The organism is Mesorhizobium sp. L2C066B000 (assembly GCF_000502335.1).
In the GTDB taxonomy this organism is placed as follows: domain Bacteria; phylum Pseudomonadota; class Alphaproteobacteria; order Rhizobiales; family Rhizobiaceae; genus Mesorhizobium.
Genome location: NZ_AYWZ01000001.1, coordinates 1,171,370 through 1,193,243 on the forward strand (window position 1 = coordinate 1,171,370; position 21,874 = coordinate 1,193,243).

21 protein-coding genes and 1 pseudogene are annotated in these 21,874 nt (G+C 62.4%); 16 read left to right on the forward strand and 6 right to left on the reverse strand.

The window, feature by feature from the left end:
- The first annotated feature begins 104 nt into the window (after positions 1–104).
- The 5 genes from X733_RS160500 (at position 105) to X733_RS160480 (ending at position 5,379) form a co-directional block, all read left to right on the forward strand.
- Positions 105–1,139, forward strand: a complete 1,035-nt coding sequence (locus X733_RS160500; protein WP_023668188.1) for an ABC transporter permease — start codon at positions 105–107, stop codon at positions 1,137–1,139.
- A gap of 13 nt (positions 1,140–1,152) precedes the next feature.
- Positions 1,153–2,310, forward strand: a complete 1,158-nt coding sequence (locus tag X733_RS160495) for an ABC transporter permease (RefSeq protein WP_023690814.1) — start codon at positions 1,153–1,155, stop codon at positions 2,308–2,310.
- A 48-nt stretch (positions 2,311–2,358) separates the two neighbouring features.
- Positions 2,359–4,575 carry an ABC transporter ATP-binding protein gene (locus tag X733_RS160490; RefSeq protein ID WP_023668190.1) on the forward strand — a complete coding sequence of 739 codons (2,217 nt, stop codon included), beginning with the start codon at positions 2,359–2,361 and terminating at the stop codon, positions 4,573–4,575.
- Between the two features lie 142 nt (positions 4,576–4,717).
- Positions 4,718–4,945, forward strand: a complete 228-nt coding sequence (locus X733_RS160485; RefSeq protein ID WP_023668191.1) for a hypothetical protein — start codon at positions 4,718–4,720, stop codon at positions 4,943–4,945.
- Complete coding sequence (locus tag X733_RS160480) at positions 4,942–5,379, forward strand: TA system VapC family ribonuclease toxin (RefSeq protein WP_023682204.1); 438 nt, start codon at positions 4,942–4,944, stop codon at positions 5,377–5,379. Before X733_RS160485 ends, X733_RS160480 begins: the two co-directional genes overlap by 4 nt.
- Positions 5,380–5,435: 56 nt before the next feature.
- Here the strand turns inward: X733_RS160480 and X733_RS160475 are convergent, their stop codons facing one another.
- Entirely contained in the window at positions 5,436–6,026 is a 591-nt protein-coding gene (locus tag X733_RS160475; RefSeq protein WP_023682203.1) for a transglycosylase SLT domain-containing protein, read from the reverse strand.
- Between the two features lie 217 nt (positions 6,027–6,243).
- On the opposite strand from X733_RS160475, the gene X733_RS160470 reads away from it, so the two are divergent.
- Both X733_RS160470 and X733_RS160465 read left to right on the forward strand, forming a co-directional pair.
- On the forward strand, positions 6,244–7,782 hold the full coding sequence (locus X733_RS160470) for a trimethylamine methyltransferase family protein (protein ID WP_023699648.1): 1,539 nt from the start codon (positions 6,244–6,246) through the stop codon (positions 7,780–7,782).
- A 243-nt stretch (positions 7,783–8,025) separates the two neighbouring features.
- Positions 8,026–10,467 (forward strand): FAD-dependent oxidoreductase, encoded by a 2,442-nt coding sequence (locus tag X733_RS160465; RefSeq protein ID WP_023817912.1) that lies wholly within the window; start codon positions 8,026–8,028, stop codon positions 10,465–10,467.
- A gap of 97 nt (positions 10,468–10,564) precedes the next feature.
- Here the strand turns inward: X733_RS160465 and X733_RS160460 are convergent, their stop codons facing one another.
- The gene (locus X733_RS160460) at positions 10,565–10,957 is read right to left on the reverse strand and encodes a DoxX family protein (RefSeq protein WP_023817913.1); all 393 of its coding nucleotides are present in this window, start codon (positions 10,955–10,957) and stop codon (positions 10,565–10,567) included.
- Positions 10,958–11,165: 208 nt separating this feature from the next.
- Between X733_RS160460 and X733_RS160455 the strand changes: the two genes are divergently transcribed.
- Positions 11,166–11,654 (forward strand): hypothetical protein, encoded by a 489-nt coding sequence (locus tag X733_RS160455; RefSeq protein ID WP_023817914.1) that lies wholly within the window; start codon positions 11,166–11,168, stop codon positions 11,652–11,654.
- Positions 11,655–11,728: 74 nt separating this feature from the next.
- Here the strand turns inward: X733_RS160455 and X733_RS160450 are convergent, their stop codons facing one another.
- Positions 11,729–12,505 (reverse strand): VOC family protein, encoded by a 777-nt coding sequence (locus tag X733_RS160450; protein ID WP_023817915.1) that lies wholly within the window; start codon positions 12,503–12,505, stop codon positions 11,729–11,731.
- 195 nt (positions 12,506–12,700) lie between these two features.
- Between X733_RS160450 and X733_RS01000000165895 the strand changes: the two are divergent.
- A pseudogene (locus tag X733_RS01000000165895) lies at positions 12,701–13,392 on the forward strand (gamma-glutamylcyclotransferase).
- A gap of 46 nt (positions 13,393–13,438) precedes the next feature.
- On the opposite strand, the gene X733_RS160445 reads toward X733_RS01000000165895, so the two are convergent.
- The gene (locus X733_RS160445; protein WP_023807319.1) at positions 13,439–13,822 is read right to left on the reverse strand and encodes a hypothetical protein; all 384 of its coding nucleotides are present in this window, start codon (positions 13,820–13,822) and stop codon (positions 13,439–13,441) included.
- Positions 13,823–14,230: 408 nt separating this feature from the next.
- On the opposite strand from X733_RS160445, the gene X733_RS160440 reads away from it, so the two are divergent.
- The 6 genes from X733_RS160440 to X733_RS160415 all read left to right on the forward strand — a co-directional run bounded on the left by X733_RS160440 (position 14,231) and on the right by X733_RS160415 (position 19,332).
- Positions 14,231–15,586: an NAD(P)-dependent oxidoreductase gene (locus X733_RS160440; protein ID WP_023817916.1), complete on the forward strand. Its 1,356-nt coding sequence runs from the start codon at positions 14,231–14,233 to the stop codon at positions 15,584–15,586.
- 5 nt (positions 15,587–15,591) lie between these two features.
- A complete protein-coding gene (locus tag X733_RS160435; RefSeq protein ID WP_023817917.1) occupies positions 15,592–16,434 on the forward strand; it encodes a methyltransferase domain-containing protein in 843 nt (280 codons plus the stop codon).
- A 12-nt stretch (positions 16,435–16,446) separates the two neighbouring features.
- Positions 16,447–17,760, forward strand: coding sequence for an NAD-dependent dihydropyrimidine dehydrogenase subunit PreA (preA, locus tag X733_RS160430; protein ID WP_023729383.1), 1,314 nt, complete (start codon positions 16,447–16,449; stop codon positions 17,758–17,760).
- Between the two features lie 109 nt (positions 17,761–17,869).
- Positions 17,870–18,388, forward strand: a complete 519-nt coding sequence (locus tag X733_RS160425) for an Rrf2 family transcriptional regulator (RefSeq protein ID WP_023668205.1) — start codon at positions 17,870–17,872, stop codon at positions 18,386–18,388.
- 31 nt (positions 18,389–18,419) lie between these two features.
- Complete coding sequence (locus X733_RS160420; RefSeq protein WP_023668206.1) at positions 18,420–18,878, forward strand: carboxymuconolactone decarboxylase family protein; 459 nt, start codon at positions 18,420–18,422, stop codon at positions 18,876–18,878.
- Positions 18,879–18,954: 76 nt separating this feature from the next.
- Entirely contained in the window at positions 18,955–19,332 is a 378-nt protein-coding gene (locus X733_RS160415; RefSeq protein WP_023668207.1) for a DoxX family protein, read from the forward strand.
- A gap of 2 nt (positions 19,333–19,334) precedes the next feature.
- On the opposite strand, the gene X733_RS160410 is transcribed toward X733_RS160415, so the two are convergent.
- Positions 19,335–20,057 (reverse strand): SDR family oxidoreductase, encoded by a 723-nt coding sequence (locus X733_RS160410; protein ID WP_023668208.1) that lies wholly within the window; start codon positions 20,055–20,057, stop codon positions 19,335–19,337.
- On the reverse strand, positions 20,054–20,893 hold the full coding sequence (locus tag X733_RS160405) for an SDR family oxidoreductase (protein ID WP_023697055.1): 840 nt from the start codon (positions 20,891–20,893) through the stop codon (positions 20,054–20,056). The genes X733_RS160410 and X733_RS160405 overlap by 4 nt, the downstream gene beginning before the upstream one ends.
- A gap of 99 nt (positions 20,894–20,992) precedes the next feature.
- On the opposite strand from X733_RS160405, the gene X733_RS160400 reads away from it, so the two are divergent.
- Entirely contained in the window at positions 20,993–21,865 is an 873-nt protein-coding gene (locus X733_RS160400; RefSeq protein ID WP_023817918.1) for a helix-turn-helix transcriptional regulator, read from the forward strand.
- The last annotated feature ends 9 nt before the right edge of the window (positions 21,866–21,874 follow it).

The following is a 21,874-nucleotide window of genomic DNA, read 5'->3' on the forward strand; positions in this document are numbered from 1 at the left end:
GTTGATTGCATCCGAGTGCCGATTTGACGGCCAACTCTGCCGGCAGCGGCAAAGCTGGTTTTTCGAACTGGCTCCAACCCCAACCAGACCGGCAGGGGACCGCCATGCTTTCTTTCGTAATCCGGCGTCTCGGCACCATGGCATTGACGATGCTGTGCCTGACGATGATCGTCTTCTTCCTGATCAACCTCGAGCCGAATTTGAAGAAGCTGGCGATCAGCCAGACCGAAATGCACACATCGGCCGAACAGCTCGAAAGTTGGCTGGTCAACCATGGCTACCGGCAGAACTTCTTCGTGCGCTACGGCCAATGGCTGGGCGTCGTCCCGAAGCAACCGGTGACCGATCCGGCGACCGGCAAGCCGACGCAGCGTTTCTCCTTCTGCAACGATCCGCTGGAGCCGAAATTCTCCGGCATCCTGGAAGGTGATTTCGGCTGCTCGACCAAGTTCAAAACCTCGGTTGCGTCAAAGCTCTTCCCCGCACTCGCCGCCACCGGTATCCTGATGCTCTGCGTGCTGTTGGTGATGGTGCCGATTTCGCTGCTGATCGGCATCCTGGCCGGCATGCGCGAGGGCTCGCGAACGGACCGAACGCTGTCCGTCGCATCGATCGCGTCGACGGCGACGCCCGAATATGTTTCCGGCGTCATCTTCACCGTCATCTTCGCCTCCTGGCTCGGCTGGCTGAACGGTTCGGCCGCCTCGGCAAGCCAGGGCATCACCTTCTACAATTTCACCCTGCCGGTGATGACGCTGGCGATCTACGGCATCGGCTACATCGCCCGCATGACACGCGCCTCGATGGTCGAGGTGATGACGCAGCAATATATCCGCACCGCCCGGCTGAAAGGGCTTTCCTTCGGCAGCGTCGTCGTCAAGCACGCGCTGCGCAATGCGCTGATCGCGCCCTTCACCGTCATCATGCTGCAATTTCCCTGGCTGCTTACCGGCGTCGTCATCGTCGAGGTGATGTTCCGCTACCAGGGCTTTGGCTACACGCTGGTCGAGGCCGCCGGCAACAACGACATCGATCTGCTGCTTGGCTGTTCACTGGTCTCGGTGTTCATCGTGCTGATCACGCAGCTCATCTCGGATGTCGGCTACGCGTTCCTCAATCCGCGTATCAGAGTTCAATAGGGGGCTGGGGCAGATGCAGGTCGAATATATCGGTGCCTTCAATGTCGTGCTCGGCGTGATTGGGCGTTTCTGGCCGGTCTGGTTAGGGCTTGCCCTGGTGATGGGGGTGAGCTTCACCTACAAGAAAAGGCTCGGCCTCTACGGCCAGCTGTTCGATAGCGGCGTCGGCATAGTCGGTGTCGGCATCTGCCTGTTCTGGCTGTTCACGGCAATCTTCGCGTCGACCGTCGCGCCCTTCGATCCGCTCGCCCAGGTGCCGATCATGAAGGATGCGCTGCCGGGCGCGCTCGAGCCGGTATCGAAACTCATCTACTATTTCGGCGGCGACAAGCTCGCCCGCGATGTCTTTTCGCGCATGGTCTATGGCAGCCAGATCGTGCTGATCATCGCACCGGCTGCGACCGGTTTCGCGCTGATGGTCGGCATTACGCTCGGTCTGCCCGCCGGCTACTATGGCGGCCGGATCGACACTGTGCTGTCCTTCCTGGCCAATCTGGTGCTGGCCTTCCCGGTGATCCTGCTGTTTTACCTGCTGGTGACGCCGGGCATCATGGATACGCCGATCCCCTACGCCATGGCCGGGCTGTTCTTCCTGTTCCCGATCATCTTCTTTTCCGTACTGTTCTGGACGCGCTACAAGAACCGGCCGGACCGCCTCTATATATTGCTCGGGCTGACGCTGATCATCGGCGGCTGGGTCTATGCCGGCCTGGTCTTCGATGCCGATCCGTTCAAGATCATCCACATCGACCCCAACCAGCTCAATATCTTCGTGGCGGTGGTGTTTGCTTCAAGCCCCGGCGTGTTCCGCATCGTGCGCGGCCTGGTGATGGACATCAAGACGCGCGACTATGTGGCGGCGGCGCAGACGCGCGGTGAATCGCCCTGGTACATCATGCTGTGGGAGATCCTGCCCAATGCGCGCGGACCGCTGATCGTCGATGCCTGCCTGCGCATCGGCTACACCACGATCCTGCTCGGCACGCTCGGCTATTTCGGGCTGGGTCTGGCGCCGGAGAGCCCGGATTGGGGCACCGCAATCAAGGACGCCAGCCGCCTGCTGCGCTCCTTCATCCACCCGGCGCTGCCGCCGACCATCGCGCTGATGTCGTTCGTGCTGGGCTTGAACCTGCTTGCCGACTCGCTGCGCGAACAATCGATGAAAGACTGATCTGCGGGTTTCGGCCCCGCGAGCATAAAAATAGGATTGGAGCGACCCATGAATGAGGCAGTTCGAAATCCCGGCAACCCGACCCTTGGGCCAAGCGCTGCGCCGATCATCGAGATCGAGAACCTGTCGATCTCCTTCTTCACCCGCAAGGGCGAGATCCCTGCCGTCATGGACTTTTCCTGCACGGTGATGCCGGGCGAAGCCATGGGCATCGTCGGCGAGTCCGGCTGCGGCAAGTCGACCGTGTCGCTCGGCATCATGCGCGACCTCTCCAACATCGGAAAGATCGTCGGCGGCAAGATCAAGTTCCAGGGCAAGGACATGGGCGAGCTGTCCGACGAGGAGTTGCGCTCCATCCGCGGCAACAAGATCGCCATGATCTACCAGGAGCCGATGGCGAGCCTCAATCCGGCGATGAAGGTCGGCCAGCAATTGATGGAAGTGCCGCTGATCCACGACAAGGTGTCGAAGGAAGAGGCTTACAAAAGGGCGCTCGAAATGGTGCGCTCGGTGAGATTGCCCGATCCCGAACGCATGATGCGTTCCTATCCGCACCAGCTGTCCGGCGGCCAGCAGCAGCGCATCGTCATTGCCATGGCGCTGCTGTCGAAGCCGGCGCTGCTTCTGCTCGATGAACCGACGACGGCGCTCGACGTGACGGTGGAGGCCGGCATCGTCGAACTGGTCAAGGGGCTGGGCGAGAAGTTCGGCACGTCGATGATCTTCGTGTCGCACAATCTGGGCCTCATCCTCGAGACCTGCGACCGCATCACGGTGATGTATTCGGGCGAAGCGGTCGAGACCGGCAAGATCAAGGACGTGTTCGACCGGATGCGTCACCCCTATACGCAAGGGCTGTTCCGCTCGATTCCGCTGCCGGGCGCCGACAAGAATTCGCGGCCGCTGATCTCTATCCCCGGCCAGTTGCCGCTGCCGCATGAGCGGCCCAAGGGCTGCAATTTCGGGCCGCGCTGCCACCATTTCGTCGAGGGCGTCTGCAACGCCGCCGAAATCCCGATGATCGAGGTCGCCGGTCACGAAGGGCATTTCTCGCGCTGCGTGCGCTTCAACGAGATCGACTGGGAAGCGCTGCCTCCCGGCGCCAAGAAGGTCAATGAGAAGGTCGTGCCCGGCGCCCCGGTGCTCAAGATCGAGGATTTGAGAAAATACTACAAGGTCGGCGGCAGCGAAGTGTTCGGCTCCAGCGAAGGCCGCGTCGTCAAGGCCAATGAGACGATCTCGTTCATGGCGCGCGAATCCGAGACCGTCGCCATCGTCGGCGAGTCCGGCTGTGGAAAGTCGACACTGGCCAAGGTCCTGCTGGGGCTGGAGACGGCAAGTGCCGGCACAGTGACGCTGGGCAACAAGGAGATCCAGTCGACCGGCATCGAGAAGCGCAGCGTCGAAACGGTGTCGTCGATCCAGATGGTGTTCCAGAACCCGTTCGATACGCTCAATCCCAGCCACTCCGTCGGCTCGCAGATCATCCGCACGCTGGAAAAATTCAAAGTCGGCAACAATGTCGCCGAGCGGCGCAAGCGCATGCTGGAGCTGCTCGACCTGGTGAAGCTGCCGCGGGCCTTCGAGACGCGCAAGCCGCGTCAGCTCTCAGGCGGCCAGAAGCAGCGCATCGGCGTGGCGCGCGCCTTTGCCGGCGATGCCAAGGTGGTGGTGGCCGACGAGCCGGTGTCGGCACTCGACGTCTCGGTGCAGGCGGCGGTGACCGAGCTCCTGATGGACATCCAGCGCAAGAACAAGACGACGATGCTGTTCATCAGTCACGATCTGTCCGTCGTGCGCTACATCGCCGACCGGGTCGTCGTCATGTATCTCGGCTACATCGTCGAGCAGGGTACGACCGACCAGATCTTCGCGCCGCCCTACCACCCCTACACCGAGGCGCTTCTGTCGGCGATCCCGATCGCCGACACCAGCGTGGTCAAACGGCACATCGTGCTCGAAGGCGATATCCCGTCGGCGATGAACCCGCCGAGCGGCTGCCCGTTCCAGACGCGCTGCGGCTACAAGAGGCTGGTGCCGGACAATCTGTGCGAGACCAAGGTGCCGCCGGTGAAGCATCTCGGCGATGGCCATATGAGCCTGTGCTGGCTGTCGGACGATGTGCTGGCGACGATGGAGCCGGTGATCAAGTTCGACAGGGAACACGCAGCGCATGAGGGCGTGCCGGAAGACGCACCGGATGGGATCGGCCCCGGTTTCGCCGGCGAACCGCCGAAGCGCCCGCATGGCAAGAAGCCGAGCTGACCAGCCAAGAGGCAATGCCGCTCGTTGGCGCATTGCCGCAGCGTCGCCATAGCTCAAGGAACGACAGGCTACGTTCGCTTGAATATTGCTGTCCATTGCTTTATGTGATGCGTGATGTTTGATGCGCGATAGGGAGCATATTGTGAGAACCACACTTGCAATCGATGACGATGTCCTACTTGCGGCCAAGGCCATGGCGCGACAGCAGGATCGCAGCGTTGGCGATGTCATTTCCGATCTGGCTCGCCGCTCACTGCGCAGGCCACCGACCGGCGGTGAACGCAACGGCATCCCCTTGCTTGCATCGCGGCCCGACGGCCCGATGGTCGATCTCGAAATGGTCAATGCGCTTCGCGACGAATTGCCGTGACCTTCCTGCTCGACGTCAATGTCTTGATTGCGTTGATCGATCCGGCTCACGTCGCGCATGAAGATGCCCATCGGTGGTTTCAATCCACCGGGCATTTATCATGGGCAACATGTCCCATTACCGAGAATGGCGTCATCAGGATTGTAAGCAACCCGAAATACCCCAATTCTCCGGGTTCGCCCGCCGTGGTGGCGCAGATTGTCGGCAAGCTGCATGCCCTTTCAGGACATCAGTTCTGGCCTGACGAGATCAGCCTTGTCGGTTCCAACGACATCGATGCAGCCAGGATCCTCACCCCGGCACAGGTAACGGATAGCTATTTGTTGGGACTCGCCAAGGCGCGTGACGGCCAATTGGCGACGTTTGACCGAAAGCTGTCGACGGCAGCGGTAAAGGGAGGGAGGTCGATCCTCCACCTGATCCCAAGCGAATGAATGGCTGAGTTCTGCTTCGATCGCAAACTGCGTGGCTGCAAGACCGCTTGGCAACGTCAGCTGCCGCATTGCTGCAGCTGTTCGGCATAGTCGCGGGCCATCTTTTCGGTCGCCCTGGCATAGCCCTGCACGCCGGCATCGCCACGGTTGCCGCGGCCGTAGGCGGTCCAGCCGAGATAGTAGGCGAGATAGAGATTGTAGGTGTCGTTGCGGGCGACGCCGAACGTGTCTGATGTCTTGGAATGATACCAGCCGACGAAATCGACGGCATCGGCAAACTTGGTCCGCCGCGCCGCCCAGCTGCCGGTTTCGCTCTGATATTGCGACCAGGTGCCGTCGAGCGCCTGCGAGAAACCGGTGGCCGACGAGACATGTTTCCACGGAATGAAGCCGAGCAGTTTGGTACGCGGCGGCCTGGCATTGCTCTTGAAACCGGATTCCTTGCGCACCGTCGCCATCAGCACGGGGACGGGGACGCCGTATTTCTGCGAGGCGCGCTCGGCGGCCGACTGCCAGTTGTCGAACCAGCCGTCGTTCTGGTCGAAGACGGCGCAGACATTGTTGATATGGTTGGGCGGCGTCGCGCAGGCCGGCAAAGCCAGCAGCACGCCAACCGCTACAATTTTACTCAAATTCGAACTACGCATGGAAGACGGATAGGCTGAAATCATAAAGGGAATCTTGCGGCGTTTCTTAACGGCTTGCCGGCCCGGCTCCGCTGAGTGGGACCTGTATCATTATTCCGACCTTTTGCGTCGCCTCTGTCTCCATACGAATTCAAAAATGCCGCCTTGGCTAAAATCACGCCCGCGAAGGGCGGATTTCTGACAGCGATATCCGGATGCCGGCGCTCTGATGCCAGGCATGAATGAACCAAGACGAAAGCGCGGCGCGGAGCGAACCAGCAACCGGGGGCCTGCCGCCATCCCGCAACTTCCACTGCGGCGGGTGACCAATCCCTATCCGCCGATGGCGATGCTCTCAGTCGACCAGGTCGAAACGATCCACCAGGCGTCGATGCATATTCTGGAAAATTTCGGCATCGAGGTGATGTCTCAGCGGGCGCTGGCGCTGTTCGAGAAGGCGGGCGCAAAGGTCGACCATGCAACGGCGAACGTCCGCATCGACCGGGGCCTTGTCGCCGAGGCGCTGAAGACCACGCAGTCCAGCTATCGGCTGACGCCGCGCAATCGCGCCAACACCATTCATCTCGGCGGCAACACGATCAATTTCACCCTCGTCGCCGGGCCGCCCAATGTGCACGACATGGAGCGCGGCCGGCGCGCCGGAAACTTGCACGACTATGCCGATCTGACCCGGCTGGCGCAGCATTTCAACTGCATCCACATGCTCGGCAACCAGGTCTGCGCGCCGGTGGAACTGCCGGCCAACACCAGGCACATGGATACCTATTTCACCAATCTGACGCTGACCGACAAATCGTTCCATGTCTCGGCGATCGGACGAGGCCGGGCGCTGGACGGCATCGAGATGATGGCAATCGCGCGCGGGCTGACGCTGGACGAGATGCGCGATGATCCCGGCATTGCCACCATCATCTCGGTCAACTCGCCGCGGCGTTTCGACGAGATGATGGCCGAAGGGCTGATGACCATGGCTGAGTTCGGCCAGTCGGTGGCGGTGACGCCGTTCACGCTGATGGGCGCGATGAGCCCGGTGACGCTCGCCGGCGCCCTGGCGCAGCAGAATGCCGAGGCGCTGTTCGGCGTGGTGCTGACGCAACTGGTGCGCCCCGGCGCGCCAGTGATGTACGGCGCCTTCACCTCCAACGTCGACATGAAGTCGGGCGCGCCGGCCTTCGGAACGCCGGAGAACACCAAGGCCAACATCGCCTCGGGGCAATTGGCGCGGCGCTACAATCTGCCCTACCGCACGACACCGGGGTCGGCATCGAATGCGGCGGACGCGCAAGGCGCCTACGAGACGCTGATGGCGCTGTGGGGCGCTGTGCTCGGCCACGGCAACCTCGTCTATCATGCCGCCGGCTGGCAGGAGGGCGGGCTGACGGCATCGTTCGAAAAGCTCATCATCGATGTCGAGATGATCCAGCACATGATGGAATTCCTGCGCCCGATCGTCGTCGACGAGGCGGAGCTTGCTGTCGAGGCGCTGGGCGCGGTGCCGACCGGCGGCCATTTCTTCGGCGAACCGCACACGCTGGAACGCTATGCCACCGCCTTCTACCAGCCGATGCTGTCCAACTGGCAGAATTACGAGGCCTGGCAGGAGGCCGGCGGCCTCGACACGACGGCGCGCGCGACGCGGCTGTGGAAGAAGGCGCTGGAAGACTATGTCGAGCCGGTGATGGACATCGCCGTGCGCGAGGCGCTGGAGGCGTATGTGGCCAGGCGCAAGGAAGCGATCGGGCAGGGCGAGCCATGACTTTTTCAGCGTCGGCGCGCGGCGCCCCCCTCTGTCCTGCCGGACATCTCCCCCTCAAGAGGGGAGATTGGCTGTCACGTCTTCCTTCGCCAATCACTAACGTTGCAAAGAACGCGGCGGTGCAGACGCTGCTGATTTCCCCCCTTGAGGGGGAGATGGCCGGCAGGCCAGAGGGGGGTCGCTTGGCGCTTCCTTTTCCGATTCATCATACGTTCCCAACTCATTGATAACAGAGCAAAACTCATGAAATCGCATGCAAAGGTCGTGGTCATTGGCGGTGGCGTCGTCGGGTGCTCCGTGCTGTTCCATCTGGCGCGTCATGGCTGGACCGATGTCGTGCTTTTGGAGCGCGACGAGCTGACCTCCGGCTCGACCTGGCATGCGGCCGGCGGCATGCACACGATCAATGGCGACCCCAACGTCGCCAAGCTGCAGAAATACACGATCTCGCTCTACAAGGAGATCGAGGAGCTGTCGGGACAGGCGACCGGCGTACATCTGACCGGCGGCGTGCTTCTGGCGGCAACCGAGGCGCGGCTCGACTGGCTGCGCGGCGTCGTCGCCAAGGGGCGTTACCTCGGCATCGACCTCGAGGAGATATCGGCCAATGAAGCGGCCGAGCTGATGCCGCTGCTCGACCCGAAACAATTCGTCGGCGCCGTCCGCAACAAGGAGGACGGCCATCTCGATCCCTCCGGCGTGACGCATGCCTATGCCAAGGCCGCGCGGAAACTGGGCGCCGAGGTCGAGCGCTTCACCAAGGTCGAGGACATTGTGCGCCGGCCCGACGGCATGTGGCGCGTCATCACCAACAAGGGCGAAGTGGTGGCCGAGCATGTCGTCAATGCCGGCGGGTTATGGGCGCGCGAGGTCGGCCGCATGGTCGGGCTGGAGCTGCCGGTGCTGGCAATGGAGCACATGTACCTGATCACCGAGGATATGCCCGAGGTGGCGGCGTGGAACGCCAAGACCGGGACCGAGATCATCCATGCCGTCGATTTCGATGGTGAGCTGTACCTGCGCCAGGAGCGCGGCGGCATGCTGATGGGCACGTACGAGAAGGCCAATAAGGTCTGGTCCGAATTCCAGACGCCGTGGAATTTCGGTCATGAATTGCTGGAGCCGGACATCGACCGCATCGCGCCGTCGCTTGAGGTCGGCTTCCGCCATTTCCCGGCCTTCGAGAGGACCGGCATCAAGCAGATCATCAACGGCCCCTTCACCTTCGCGCCGGACGGCAATCCGCTGGTTGGGCCGGTGCGCGGCCTGCCGGGCTTCTGGGTCGCCTGCGGTGTAATGGCCGGGTTCAGCCAGGGCGGCGGCGTCGGCCTGGCGCTGTCCAACTGGATGATCGAGGGCGATCCCGGCGCCGACATCTGGGCCATGGATGCCGCGCGCTACGGCGACTGGGCGACGATGGCCTATACCAACGCCAAGGTGCGCGAGAATTATTCGCGCCGCTTCTCGATCCGCTTCCCCAATGAGGAGCTGCCCGCCGGGCGGCAGCTGAAGACGACGCCGATCTACGATCTGCTGTCGGCCAAGGGCGCGCAATGGGGCGTGTCCTATGGGCTGGAAGTGCCGCTCTGGTTTGCGCCCGAGGGTGTCAGGGACGAGTTCTCGTGGCGGCGGTCCAGCGATTTTTCCCATGTCGCCAATGAGGTCGCGACTGTTCGTGAGAGCGTCGGCCTGGCGGAGATTTCGAACTTCGCCAAATACAAGGTGACGGGAGAAGGGGCGGCCGCTTGGCTCGACCGGATCTTTGCCTGCAAGTTGCCCAAGCCAGGCCGCATGACGCTGGCGCCGATGCTGAAGGACGACGGCAAGCTCATCGGCGATTTCACGCTGGCCAATATCGGTGCCCCCAATTCCAACGGGACCGAGTGGTTCATCGCCGGCTCCGGTATCGCCGAGCAGTATCATATGCGCTGGTTCGAGGCGCATTTACCTGCGGATAGCTCAGTGCGCATGGAGGCGCTGGGGCAGAAACTGACCGGTCTGGCGATCGCCGGACCCAAGGCGAGGGAGGTGCTGGAGAAGGTCAGCCGCGCGGATGTCGCCAACACCGCATTCCCCTTCATGGCGGTCGCGAAAATGGACATCGGCACGGCGCCGTGCCTGGTCGGCCGCGTCAGCTACACCGGCGATCTCGGCTACGAGATCTGGGTGGCGCCGGAATATCAGCGCGCTGCCTTCCAGGCGTTGATGGCGGCAGGCGAGGAATTCGGCCTCGGCCTGTTCGGCTCGCGCGCGCTCAATGCGCTGCGGCTGGAGAAAAACTACGGCTCATGGGCGCGTGAATACCGGCCGATCTACGGGCCGCTGGAGGCCGGACTCGACCGTTTCGTCGCCTATGGCAAGGATGCCGATTTCATCGGTAAAACCGGCGCTCTTGCCGAGCGCAAGCAGGGCGGCAAGCTCAGGCTGCGCACATTTATCCTCGATGCCGACGATGCCGATGTCATCGGCGACGAGCCGATCTGGTACGATGGCGCGGTGCGCGGCTGGGTGACGTCGGGCGGCTATGCGCATCACTCGAAAAAATCCGTCGCCATCGGCTATGTGCCGAAGGAGATCGCAGACAAGAGCGACGGCTTTGAGATCGAACTTTTAGGCAAGCGCCACGCGGCTCGCGTTCAGGCGACACCGCTCTTTGACGCGAAGTTGGAGCGAATGCGCGCCTGAAGCGCTTCGGCTTCGCCGAGGCGCTTCAGATTCTTGTTTTGTGCAAGTCGTTATCCCAAAACCGCTGCGCACTTTTGGGCGACATGCATCAGGCGCGTCAGGTGCTGCGGCGGTTGTCGAGCGCGAAGGCGCCGGCGCCGGCAAACACCAGATAGAGGAAGATGAAGCAGAAGGAGATTGCCGCGTCGCCGCTGTTGTTGACCGGGAATAAGTCGCGCGGGTAGTGCGCCATGAAATACGCGATGGCCATCTCGCCGGCCAGAAGGAACGCGACCGGCCGGGTCAACAGACCGAGCGCCAGCAGGATGCCACCGGCGAATTCCAGGATGCCTGCCGTCGCCGTCAGGCCGCTAAGAGCGTGAGGCTCGGCGCTGACCGGAAAATTGAACAGTTTCTGCGAGCCATGCTCGAGGAACTGCAGGGCTGTGATGATGCGCAGGACGCCGAGTGCCTGCGGCTGAAATCTGGCGAGACCGTCAAAAAGCTTCATCTAAACTCCATTTTTTCCAACCATGTGGCCCGGCCATAAATCATCACCCGGCGCTGGACCATTCACTTCCCATGGCCTGTCATCAACAATCGGTGATTGCAATTATTTCCAGTCTGACTTCGAAATTTGCTCTCGTTTTGGTTGCATATATCTCGTTAAGGTTGTATATCTGCGAGTAGACACTCCAAACCAGACGGGTTCCTTCGCCATGAAAAAAGTCGCCATCAGCCTGTTCGCAATCCTCGCAAGCACCAGTTTCGCCATGGCCGCTGATGCTGGCTGCGATGCCTTCAAATGGCCGGTGACACGCGAGCAGGAACTGTTTCCGGCAGCGCCCGCCGCGCAGTCCGGTGCCTCTCTTGCTTTTGGCGAAGCCGCGGATATGGCGCTGGAGCCGGTCGATGCGGTCAGCTTCACCGTCTCACCGCAACGCGCGCCGGCAGCCGGCACGTTCGGCGCGACGGCAAACGTGGCCGTGCCAGCGGAAGGAGAGCTCCAGATCAGCCTGTCCGATGAGGCCTGGGTCGACGTCATTCAGGATGGCCAAGCCGTGAAATCAGCGGGTTTCAGCGGCGTGAAGACCTGCCCCGGCATCCGCAAGAGCGTGCGCTTCAAGCTGACGCCTGGCGCAGCCACGATCCAGCTCAGCGGCGCCAGGAAAGAGAACCTCAAGGTTGCGGTGCTGGCGCCGGAATGACCGCCCCGGACGCGCCTCTCATCGCACCGGCGGCGCCATGAGAGCAGTTCCGTGCGGGCGAGCACCGCAGGGTATCAGCGGCCCGGCGCGATCAGCGCGAAATATGCGCCTTGCGGATCGGTGAACTGGGCAATCCATTGGCCGGTCGGCACCGGCATCGGGCCCATGACAATCTTGCCGCCATTGTCGGTGACGCGTTTGGCGGCTGCGTCGATGGCGTCGACATTGAAATAGAACAGCCAGACCGGCACCGGCAGCTGTTGCGGCTTGTTCATGATGCCGCCGCCGGATTCAGGGCCTGCCCCGAAGGTCTGGTAGATGCCCATATCGCCGATGTCCATGCTGCCGGCATCAGTCCAGCCGAACTGGCTTGAATAGAAGTCGAAGGCCGCCTCCCGGTCCGCTGCATAGAGCTCATGCCAGCCGACATGGCCCGGCGTCGTTGCCGGAAGGACGGGCTGGTCGGGACCATTGGGCTGCAGGAACATGAAGGCGGCGCCTTGCGGGTCGGCGACGACGGAGAAGCGGCCGACGCCGGGAATGTCGTCGGGTTCGCGGTGAACAGTCCCGCCCGCCGCTTTCAGTGCCTCGGTCGAGGCAACGGTATCGCTGGTGTGGATATAGCCGAACCAGGCCGGCTTCAGACCCGTCCTGGCTGCTTCCTCGGGCAGGGTCATCAGCCCGCCGACGCCACGCTCGGCGGAGTTCACCACGATATAGCGCGGCATGCCGGGCGCTTTGTCGAAGGGCTCGGCCCGCCAGCCGACCACGGTGGTGTAAAATGCTTGCGCCGCATCGAGGTCGCTGGTCATCAACTCGTACCAGAAGAAGGGCATTGGGGATTTCGGCATTTTCGGTCTCCTCACCTTCATGCATAGATCGTCGTCCGATCCATCAAAGGACGTTTTCAGCGACGCGAATCCGACAGCGAACCGGAGCAAATTCAACGGCTGCGTTGACACATCGTTCCGCACTTCGCCCCACCGGCGGCTTGCACTTGGGGCGGTTTTCGACTTTCCTTGGGGCAAACGAGGGGTAGTCGTTTCATGCGCCTTATGTCGCTCACGCCTGAGCTTGTGTCACTGTGTCATCGCGAAGAGGTCGATCCCGGACCCGACTGCAGTTGGACGCAGCTGAACGATGAGGATACCGGACATTAGCCTTGCGGCTGTCTGAAGAAGCAGACGAGGGGCCTTTGTGGGTGTTCGCCTATGGCTCGCTGATCTGGAAGCCGGCTTTCGAATCCGTCGAACGCCAGCGCGCCACCGCTTTCGGCTGGCACCGCTCCTTCTGCCTCGACATGGTGCGCTGGCGCGGCAGCGTCGCGCAGCCGGGGCTGATGATGGCGCTCGAACGCGGTGGCCGATGCGACGGCGTCATCTACCGCCTGCCCGACGGCGACAAGCCGGAGCAGATCGAAAGACTGCTGCGGCGCGAGATCGACGATCATGAGAGTGTCAGCTCGGTCCGGTGGGTTCCCGTGCGCACCCAGCAGGGCCGGATACGGGCGCTCGGCTTCTGGGTCGGGGTGACGGGCAGGGGAACCTCGCTCGGGCAGCCGCTGGACACCGTGGCGGGGGTGCTTGCCAGAGCCTGCGGCCATGTCGGCTCAGGCGCGGAATATCTCTACAACACCGTCAGCCACCTCGAGGAATTCGGCATCCGCGACCGCAATCTGTGGCGGCTGCAGCAACTGGTCGCCGATGAGATCAGGTCGATCCACAGGGGTACTCCCTGAGGTCCAGTACTAGGTCGTGAACCCATAAACGACGGTGGGCGGATGCTCAGTGATTTTGGATTGCTCCGAGCTTGATCCAAACCCATTCGGGGTTCCTGTCGTCGTCGGCCCAGATTTCGACCGACACAGGACCGGGTGGAACGGGTATATTTAGATAGTGGAACGAAGCGCTGTCGCTCACGGTTAGCACGCCAGTCGCAGCCTCGATAACACCGGTGAACATTTCTTTTCCCCCGGCATCACATTTCTCGTCACTGACGGTGACGAGCGAGGCTCCGTCGACATAGGAGAGCACATAGAAACACAAGCAATTAGCCGTCGCTGTCGCAAAGGACTGGCCTGTGTTGTCGGGAAATCTCACGTTCGGCGATGCGTCGGAGAGAAACAGGATCGGGTGCGTGGTCTCGATCTGCATTTGGAACTTGGACATCGCTTCCTCCGGTTGAGTATTCTCGCTTCTCCGGGGCCGCTCTCCAAGGCCTTTTCACAAAGTAATTGTCGGTTCGCAGACGCCCCACCTGACAGGCAGCCGGAGGTAAATCTCCCACGGGCTCCCACCGGTGAGCCGTCTCCCTATCATCGGTCATCGCCTTCTCCGTTGAATGAAAGCCGCGCATCGTGCTCAAGCGCCCTATCATTTCGCGCTGGCCTGGAACAGCTTGCCGCGACTTGGAGCTTGTCGCGCTCCCCTCTTTGAGGACGCAACCGTCACTCATAACATGAGCAACTAAATCATATTATCAGCTAGTCTTTTCAGCGGCTTGGGTCGAAAATTGACCAATTGATAAAAAAATAAAACGTGCTAGCCTTCCCCAAAACGAGAACAGGGGAACTGACGATGCCAGAAGGCCAGTTCAAGGACGGCATTGCCGGCGGACGGCTTGCCGCCGACCAGTACGCCGAGAATTTTTCCGACTTGCATCCGCCGCTCGATCATCACGAGGCGCTGGTCGAATCCGACCGCTGCTATTTCTGCTACGACGCGCCGTGCATGAACGCATGCCCGACCTCGATCGACATTCCGCTGTTCATCCGCCAGATCTCGACCGGCAACCCGATCGGTTCGGCCAAGACGATTTTCGACCAGAACATTCTGGGTGGCATGTGCGCCCGCGTCTGCCCGACCGAGACGCTGTGCGAAGAGGTCTGCGTGCGCGAGGTGGCGGAAGGCAAGCCGGTGCAGATCGGCCGCCTGCAGCGATATGCCACCGATGTCGCGATGGCCGAGCACAAGCAGTTTTATCCGCGTGCTGAAACAACCGGCAAGTCGGTCGCCGTGGTCGGCGCCGGTCCGGCCGGCCTCGCCGCCGCGCACCGGCTCGCCCGCCATGGCCACGAGGTGACCATACTGGAAGCCCGCCCGAAGGCCGGCGGCCTCAATGAATATGGCATCGCCGCCTACAAGAGCATCGACAATTTCGCCCAGGCCGAGGTCGACTATGTCACGGGGATCGGCGGCATCGATATCCATAACGGCAAGGCGCTCGGCCGCGACTACCAGCTGTCGGACCTGATCCTGAATTACGATGCCGTCTTCCTCGGCATGGGGCTTGGTGGCGTGAATGCGTTGCGCACGGATGGCGAGGACGCCGATGGCGTCGTCAATGCGGTCGAGTTCATCGCCGAGCTACGCCAGGCCAACGATCTCGCGAGCCTGCCGGTCGGCCGGCGCGTCGTCGTCATCGGCGGCGGCATGACGGCGATCGACGCCGCCGTGCAGTCGAAGCTGCTCGGCGCCGAGGAGGTGACGATCTGCTACCGGCGCGGCCAGGAACACATGAACGCTTCCGAGTTCGAGCAGGATCTGGCTGCCGCCAACGGCGTCACCATCCGCCACTGGCTGCAGCCGAAGCGGGTCATCGCCGAAGGTGGCAAAGTGTCGGGCATCGAACTCGAATACACCGCGATGAACGGCGACAGGCTTGTCGGCACCGGCGAGCGGCTGACGCTGGCCGCCGACCAGGTGTTCAAGGCGATCGGCCAGAGTTTTGTGCCGGCAGCCCTCAACGGAAGCGGTGCCTCGATCGACCTCGAAGCCGGCCGCATCAAGGTCGATGCGGAAGGGCGAACCTCGCTCGCCAATGTCTGGGCCGGCGGCGACTGCATTTTTGGCGGCGATGATTTGACGGTATCGGCCGTCGCGCAAGGCCGCGATGCGGCGGAGAGCATCAACCGGAGTCTGGCACAGGGATAGAGATCATGGCCTCAGTGGAATCAGGCATCGCGCGTCACTACGACGTCTCGGATCTTGAGCAGCACATTCTTGCCGTGCTCGCCGATACCGGCGTGGAAATTGCCCATCTACGCGCTGGCGATCTCGAAGCGGTCGACGAGTTCCACATTGGCGGTATCGCCGCCACCAGGGAACTCATCGGCCAGATGGGTTTGAAGCCGGGGGCCAGGCTGCTCGACATTGGTTCCGGCGTGGGTGGTCCAGCCCGTTTCGCCGCCAACAACGCCGGCGCCGATGTCACCGGCATTGATCTGACGCAAAGCTATGTCGACATCGCGACCAGCCTGTCGAAGCGGGTGGGAATGGCCGACAAAGTCCGGTTCGTGCAGGGCAGCGCGCTGGACATGCCGTTCAGCAACAAAAGCTTTGATACGGCCATGATCCTGCATGTCGGCATGAATCTTCCCGACAAGAAAAAGCTGATGAGCGAGGCGGCGCGTGTGCTCAAGCCGGGCGGCGTCTTTGCCGTCTACGATGTGATGCGGCTCAAGGCAGGTGCGCTGACCTATCCGCTGCCATGGGCATCCGACGAGAGCATGTCCTTCGTTGCCACGCCCGACGACTATCGTTCGGCTGCCGCCGCCGCGGGGTTCTCTGTAACCGCCGAGCGCCCTCGTGGCGCCTTCGCCATCGAATTTTTCGACACGATACGGGCGCGCATGGCTGCGGCGCAGGCGGAAGGAAAAAAGCCACCGCCTGGCGTTAATCTTATCATGGGCGAGAACGCCGGCACCAAGATCGCCAATCTCACCCCCGCGCTTAAAGGCGGCATTCTCGCACCCGTGGAAATGCTCCTTCGTCTCGATTGAAAGGGACCTGTCATGGCAGACATCCGCAACAATTTCGTCGGCATCAAATCGCCCAATCCGTTCTGGCTGGCTTCGGCGCCGCCGACCGATAAGGCCTACAATGTCATCCGCGCCTTCAAGGCGGGCTGGGGCGGCGTCGTGTGGAAGACGCTGGGCGAAGAAGGTCCGCCGGTGGTCAACGTCAACGGCCCGCGTTATGGCGCGATCTGGGGGGCGGACCGGCGCCTGCTCGGCCTCAACAATATCGAGCTGATCACCGACCGCGATTTGCAGGTCAATCTGCGCGAGATCAAGCAGGTCAAGAAGGACTGGCCCGACCGCGCCATCGTCGTCTCACTGATGGTGCCATGCGTCGAGGAAAGCTGGAAGGCGATTCTGCCGGTGGTCGAGGAGACCGAAGCCGACGGCATCGAGCTCAATTTCGGCTGCCCGCACGGCATGTCGGAACGCGGCATGGGCGCGGCTGTCGGCCAGGTGCCTGAATACATCGAAATGGTAGTGCGCTGGTGCAAGGCCAACACCCGCATGCCTGTCATCACCAAGCTGACGCCGAACATCACCGATGTGCGCAAGCCGGCGCGCGCCGCACTCTCCGGCGGAACCGACGCGGTGTCGCTGATCAACACCATCAACTCGATCACCGGCGTCGACCTCGACAGTTTCGCGCCGCAGCCGACCATCGACGGCAAGGGCTCGCATGGCGGCTATTGCGGCCCGGCGGTGAAGCCGATCGCCATGAACATGGTGGCCGAGATCGCCCGCGATCCGGAAACGCGCGGCCTGCCGATCTCCGGCATTGGCGGCATCACCACCTGGCGCGATGCGGCTGAATTCATGGCGCTCGGCGCCGGCAATGTGCAGGTGTGCACGGCGGCGATGACTTACGGCTTCAAGATCGTGCAGGAGATGATCGCCGGTCTCGAAAACTGGATGGACGAGAAAGGCCACGCCTCGCTCAACGACATTGTCGGCCGCGCCACGCCCAACGTCACCGACTGGCAGTATCTCAACCTCAATTACATCGCCAAGGCGCATATCGACCAGGACGCCTGCATCAAATGCGGCCGCTGCCACATCGCCTGCGAGGACACTTCGCACCAGGCAATCACCAACATGGTCGACGGCGTCAGGCATTTCGAGGTGATCGAGGCCGAATGCGTCGGCTGCAATCTGTGCGTCAATGTCTGCCCGGTCGAGAACTGCATCACCATGGAGCCGCTGGCCGCCGGCGTCATGGACCAGCGCACCGGCAAGCCGGTGTCGCCGATCTATGCCAACTGGACGACGCACCCGAACAACCCGATGGCCAAGGTGGCCGCAGAGTAAGGAACGGGTCGAAGAAAAAAGCGGCGCTTTCGAGCGCCGTTTTTCATTTTACTATTGCAGATAAAATCTATCTAGGATAAAAGATATCCATGAATAGGAGCGCAACATCGTGAAACTGGGCGAGGGTGTAGAAGCGGCCATCCATTGCGCGGCCACACTGGCCAGCGTGGAGGGCAACAGCACGATACCGGGTGCTGCTTTGGCAGAGTCCTTCGGCCTGTCGCCGAGCTATCTGCTGAAACATCTGAACCAGCTGACTGCTGCGCGCATCCTGGAATCGGTGCCGGGACCGGCGGGCGGCTACCGGCTGGCGCGTCCGGCCGAGCGCATCACGCTGCTCGATATCGTGCTTGCGGTCGAGGGTCGCGAGCCGGCCTTCCGCTGCGGCGAGATCCGCCAGCGCGGCCCGGTCAAGATCGATGCTTCGGCCTATGTGAAGCCGTGCGGCATCAATGCCGCGATGCTGAAAGCCGAGCGTGCCTATCGTGCCGCTCTCGCGGAAACCCGGTTGTCCGACATCGTGGCTGACTACAAGGCCGAAGGCGATCCGCGATCGTTTGCCGCCAGCTGTGCCTTTGTGGCGCGCCATCAGCGGCCGCAGAAACCCGCTTCGACCAAACAGATTTAATCCCCCGCAAACAGATGTGAAAGGAAAGACGATGAAACAGAGACTGCAATTCTTCGCCAAGGCGCCTGAGATCATGAAAGCCGTGTCGGCGCTCAACAAGGCGGTCGACGAATGCGGGCTTGAAGTGAGCCTGCTGCATTTGATCAAGCTCCGCGCCTCGCAGATCAATGGCTGCTCCTACTGCGTCGAGATGCATAGCCGCGAGGCGAGGCGCGATGGCGAAACCGAGACACGGCTCTATCTGGTTTCGGCCTGGAAGGAATCGCCGCTGTTTTCCGAGCGCGAACGCGCGGCGCTTGCTTGGACCGAGGCAACGACCCTGATCGCCAACAATGGCGTTTCGGACGAACTCTATGCCCGCACGCTAGAGCACTTCTCGGAAGAGGAACTGGTCAAGCTGTCGGTCGCGATCGGCATGATCAACACCTGGAACCGGCTCTGCATCCCGTTCCACGCCATTCACCCGATGCCGGCTGCCAAAGCAGCCTGACCGTCCGGTTAGTCATGGAGCGCCGTGGAAAGGGCGGCGCTCCACCTGTTTCATGCTTAAGTACGGGGAAGATTTCATGCCTGTCGATTTGCCTTCGACCTTTTTGTTTCTCGGCCGCCTGTTGCTCGGCGGCGCCTTCGTTTGCGCCGGCCTGCGCAATGTTCAGAACGAGACCTTCCTGACCGGGCTGATGACCGCGCGCGGCGTGCCGCAGGCGAGATTGGCGTTGTGGGCCGGCATCGTCCTGCAGACCATTGCCGGCGCGCTGTTGATGGCCGGCCTGTGGACTGCGACCGCCTGCGCCGTGCTGCTGCTGTTTCTCATCGTCGCCACGCCGATGTTCCACAATTTCTGGGACCATCAGGGCCCGGACCGGGCGTCGCGCATCAACGGTTTCGTAGGCAACGTCGCACTGGCCGGAGGCCTTCTCACGCTGATCGCGCAGTCGCTGTAAGGTCACGCCGCGTAGCGCAGGCCGCCGTCGCAGGTCAGCACCTGGCCGGTCATGAAGCCGTTGGAGACTAGAAAGGCGATTGCGCCGGCGACGTCTTCGGCGCGGCCGATCCTGCCCACCGGGGTTTTGCCGGCATATTCGCTGAACACCGCCTGCCGCTGGTCTTCGGCCAGGAAATCCCACCACGGCGTGTCGATGACGCCGGGCGCCACGACATTGACGCGCAGCGGCTTCAGTTCGACCGCCAGGATCGGCACCACCGTCAACAGCATGCCGTTGACGGCGGCAATGCCAGCCACGCCGGGCGCCGACAATTGTGCCGACACCGCCGAGATGAAAGTGACCGATCCCGATCTGTTGAGCGTCGGCAAGGCAGCCTGCAGGCAGGACAGCTGCGGCCTGACTTTCTCGTCGACGCCGCCGGCGATGTCTGAGAGATCGAGGGTTTCGAACGGCCCAAGTCCCTTGCCGCCGCTGGCAGCCAGCACGAGGTGATCGAACGGTCCGAGTTCCCCAAAGAAATGGCGGACTTCATCCGGCTTCGAAGCATCGAAGGCAGCTTTTTCGGCGGCGCCGCCGAGGCTCTTCCAGGCGCTGGTGAGCTTGTCCTGGCTTCGTCCGGTGATGGTCACCTTCATGCCTGGGCCCAGCAGTTTTCGCGCCGTTGCGAGGCCGATGCCGGATGAGCCGCCGATGACGACCGTGTGTTCGATCTTGCCGGTCATGAATGCTGTTCCTTCGATTTTGCGGAGACTTGGCCGACGAAGTCGAGGCTCAGGGTTCGCAATTGCTGTCTGGCCTTGGCGTCATAGGCTTGTGCTTCGGCGCGGGATTCCTTTAGGCCATCGAAATAGAGGCCACTGCGGCCCTCCAGGGCGGGCGATGTCGCGAGGTTGAGAATGGCGTCGGCGCCGGTCTCGACCGAGCTCCATGGCGTCACGCCGGCTTGGCGGACCATGGTGGTGTTCATGTAGCTCGCTGGATGCAGAGCGTTGACGGTGACGCCGCTGCCTTTCAACTCTCCGGCCAGGTCGATGGTGAACAGGATCTGCGCCAGCTTGCTCTGGCAATAGGCGCGCACGCCGTCATAGGAACGTGTCAGCATGACATCGCCGAAATCGATCGCCTGCTGGCCGGCCGAAGCGACGTTGATGATGCGCGCCGGCGAACTCGCCTTGAGCAGCGGCAGCAGTTCCGAGGTCAGCAGGAAACCGGGGAGATAGTTGACCGCAAAGCGCAGTTCGAAGCCGTCGGCGCTGAGCTGTCGCTTGGCGCCGGCCGTGCCGATGCCGGCATTGTTGATGAGGATGTCGAGCCGGTCGGTTTTTGCGCGTACGGCCTCGGCAAGGCGGCGGACCTCGGCTAGCGAGGCGAGGTTGGCGGCGAGGAACTCGGCCTTGCCGCCGGCGGATTCGATTTCTGCGACGGTTGCCTTGCCGCGAGCCGCGTCACGGCCATGCACCAGCACGCGCGCGCCGCCGGCGCCCAGCCTTTGCGCGACGACACGGCCGACGCCGTCGGTCGAACCGGTGATGAGGATTGTCTTGTCTTTCAGATCCATATTCAGAGCCTCCATCTCTCTGGATGGAAGATGGGGCGCCTGACTCAGCCCAAACAGTTCAAACTTTATCCTGGTATCAATACTGCTATAATAGCTCTCATGGATGCCCCCACGCACTCCGCTGAAGACAGCCGCCGGCGCGAGCTTGGCGCCTTCCTGCGCTCGCGCCGCGAAAGATTGACGCCGTCCGCCACCGGCATCGCGACCGGCCTGCGGAGACGCACGCCAGGCTTGCGTCGCGAGGAAGTGGCGATGATCGCCGGCGTCGGCACCACCTGGTACACATGGCTAGAGCAGGGGCGCGAGGTCAGACCCTCGGTGGAGGTGCTAGCGGCGCTCAGCGAAGCGCTGCGCCTCGACGCCGTTGAAAGGCGGCATCTGTTCATCCTGGCAGGCCGCCAGCAACCGGAGAACCGCGTGGCTGCGCCGGAAAAGGTCGATGGCCCGCTAATGCATATGCTGGAGAGCCTGGTGCTGCAGCCGGCCTATGTCGTCGGGCGGCGCTGGGATGTGCTGGCCTGGAATCCGGCGGCGGTAGCGGTGTTCGGTGATTATGGCCTGCTAGAGGGCGACGCCCGCAACATCGTCCACATGGTGTTCACCAATCCGCATCACCGGCTCCTGCTGGTTGACTGGGAGCAATTGGCGCGCACCGTGCTGGCCTCGTTCCGGGCGGAAAGCGCCCGCTATGTGGGCGATGCGGATTTCGAGCGGCTGATCGTGCTTATGACGCGCTCAAGTCCGGAGTTTCGCGACTGGTGGCCGCAACGCGACGTGGCACGCCGATTGTCGGGGGTGAAACATGTCCGACATCCGAGCGCCGGCGCCATGACGTTCGAGCATATGAGCCTGTCGATCGACGACGGCTCGGACATGAAGCTGATCGTCTACACGCCGCTGGCCGAACAGAATTCGATCGAGAAGCTGCAGAATTTGCTTGAGGCGATGCCGGCGGAGCGCCGCAGCGCCTGACGCCCAAGG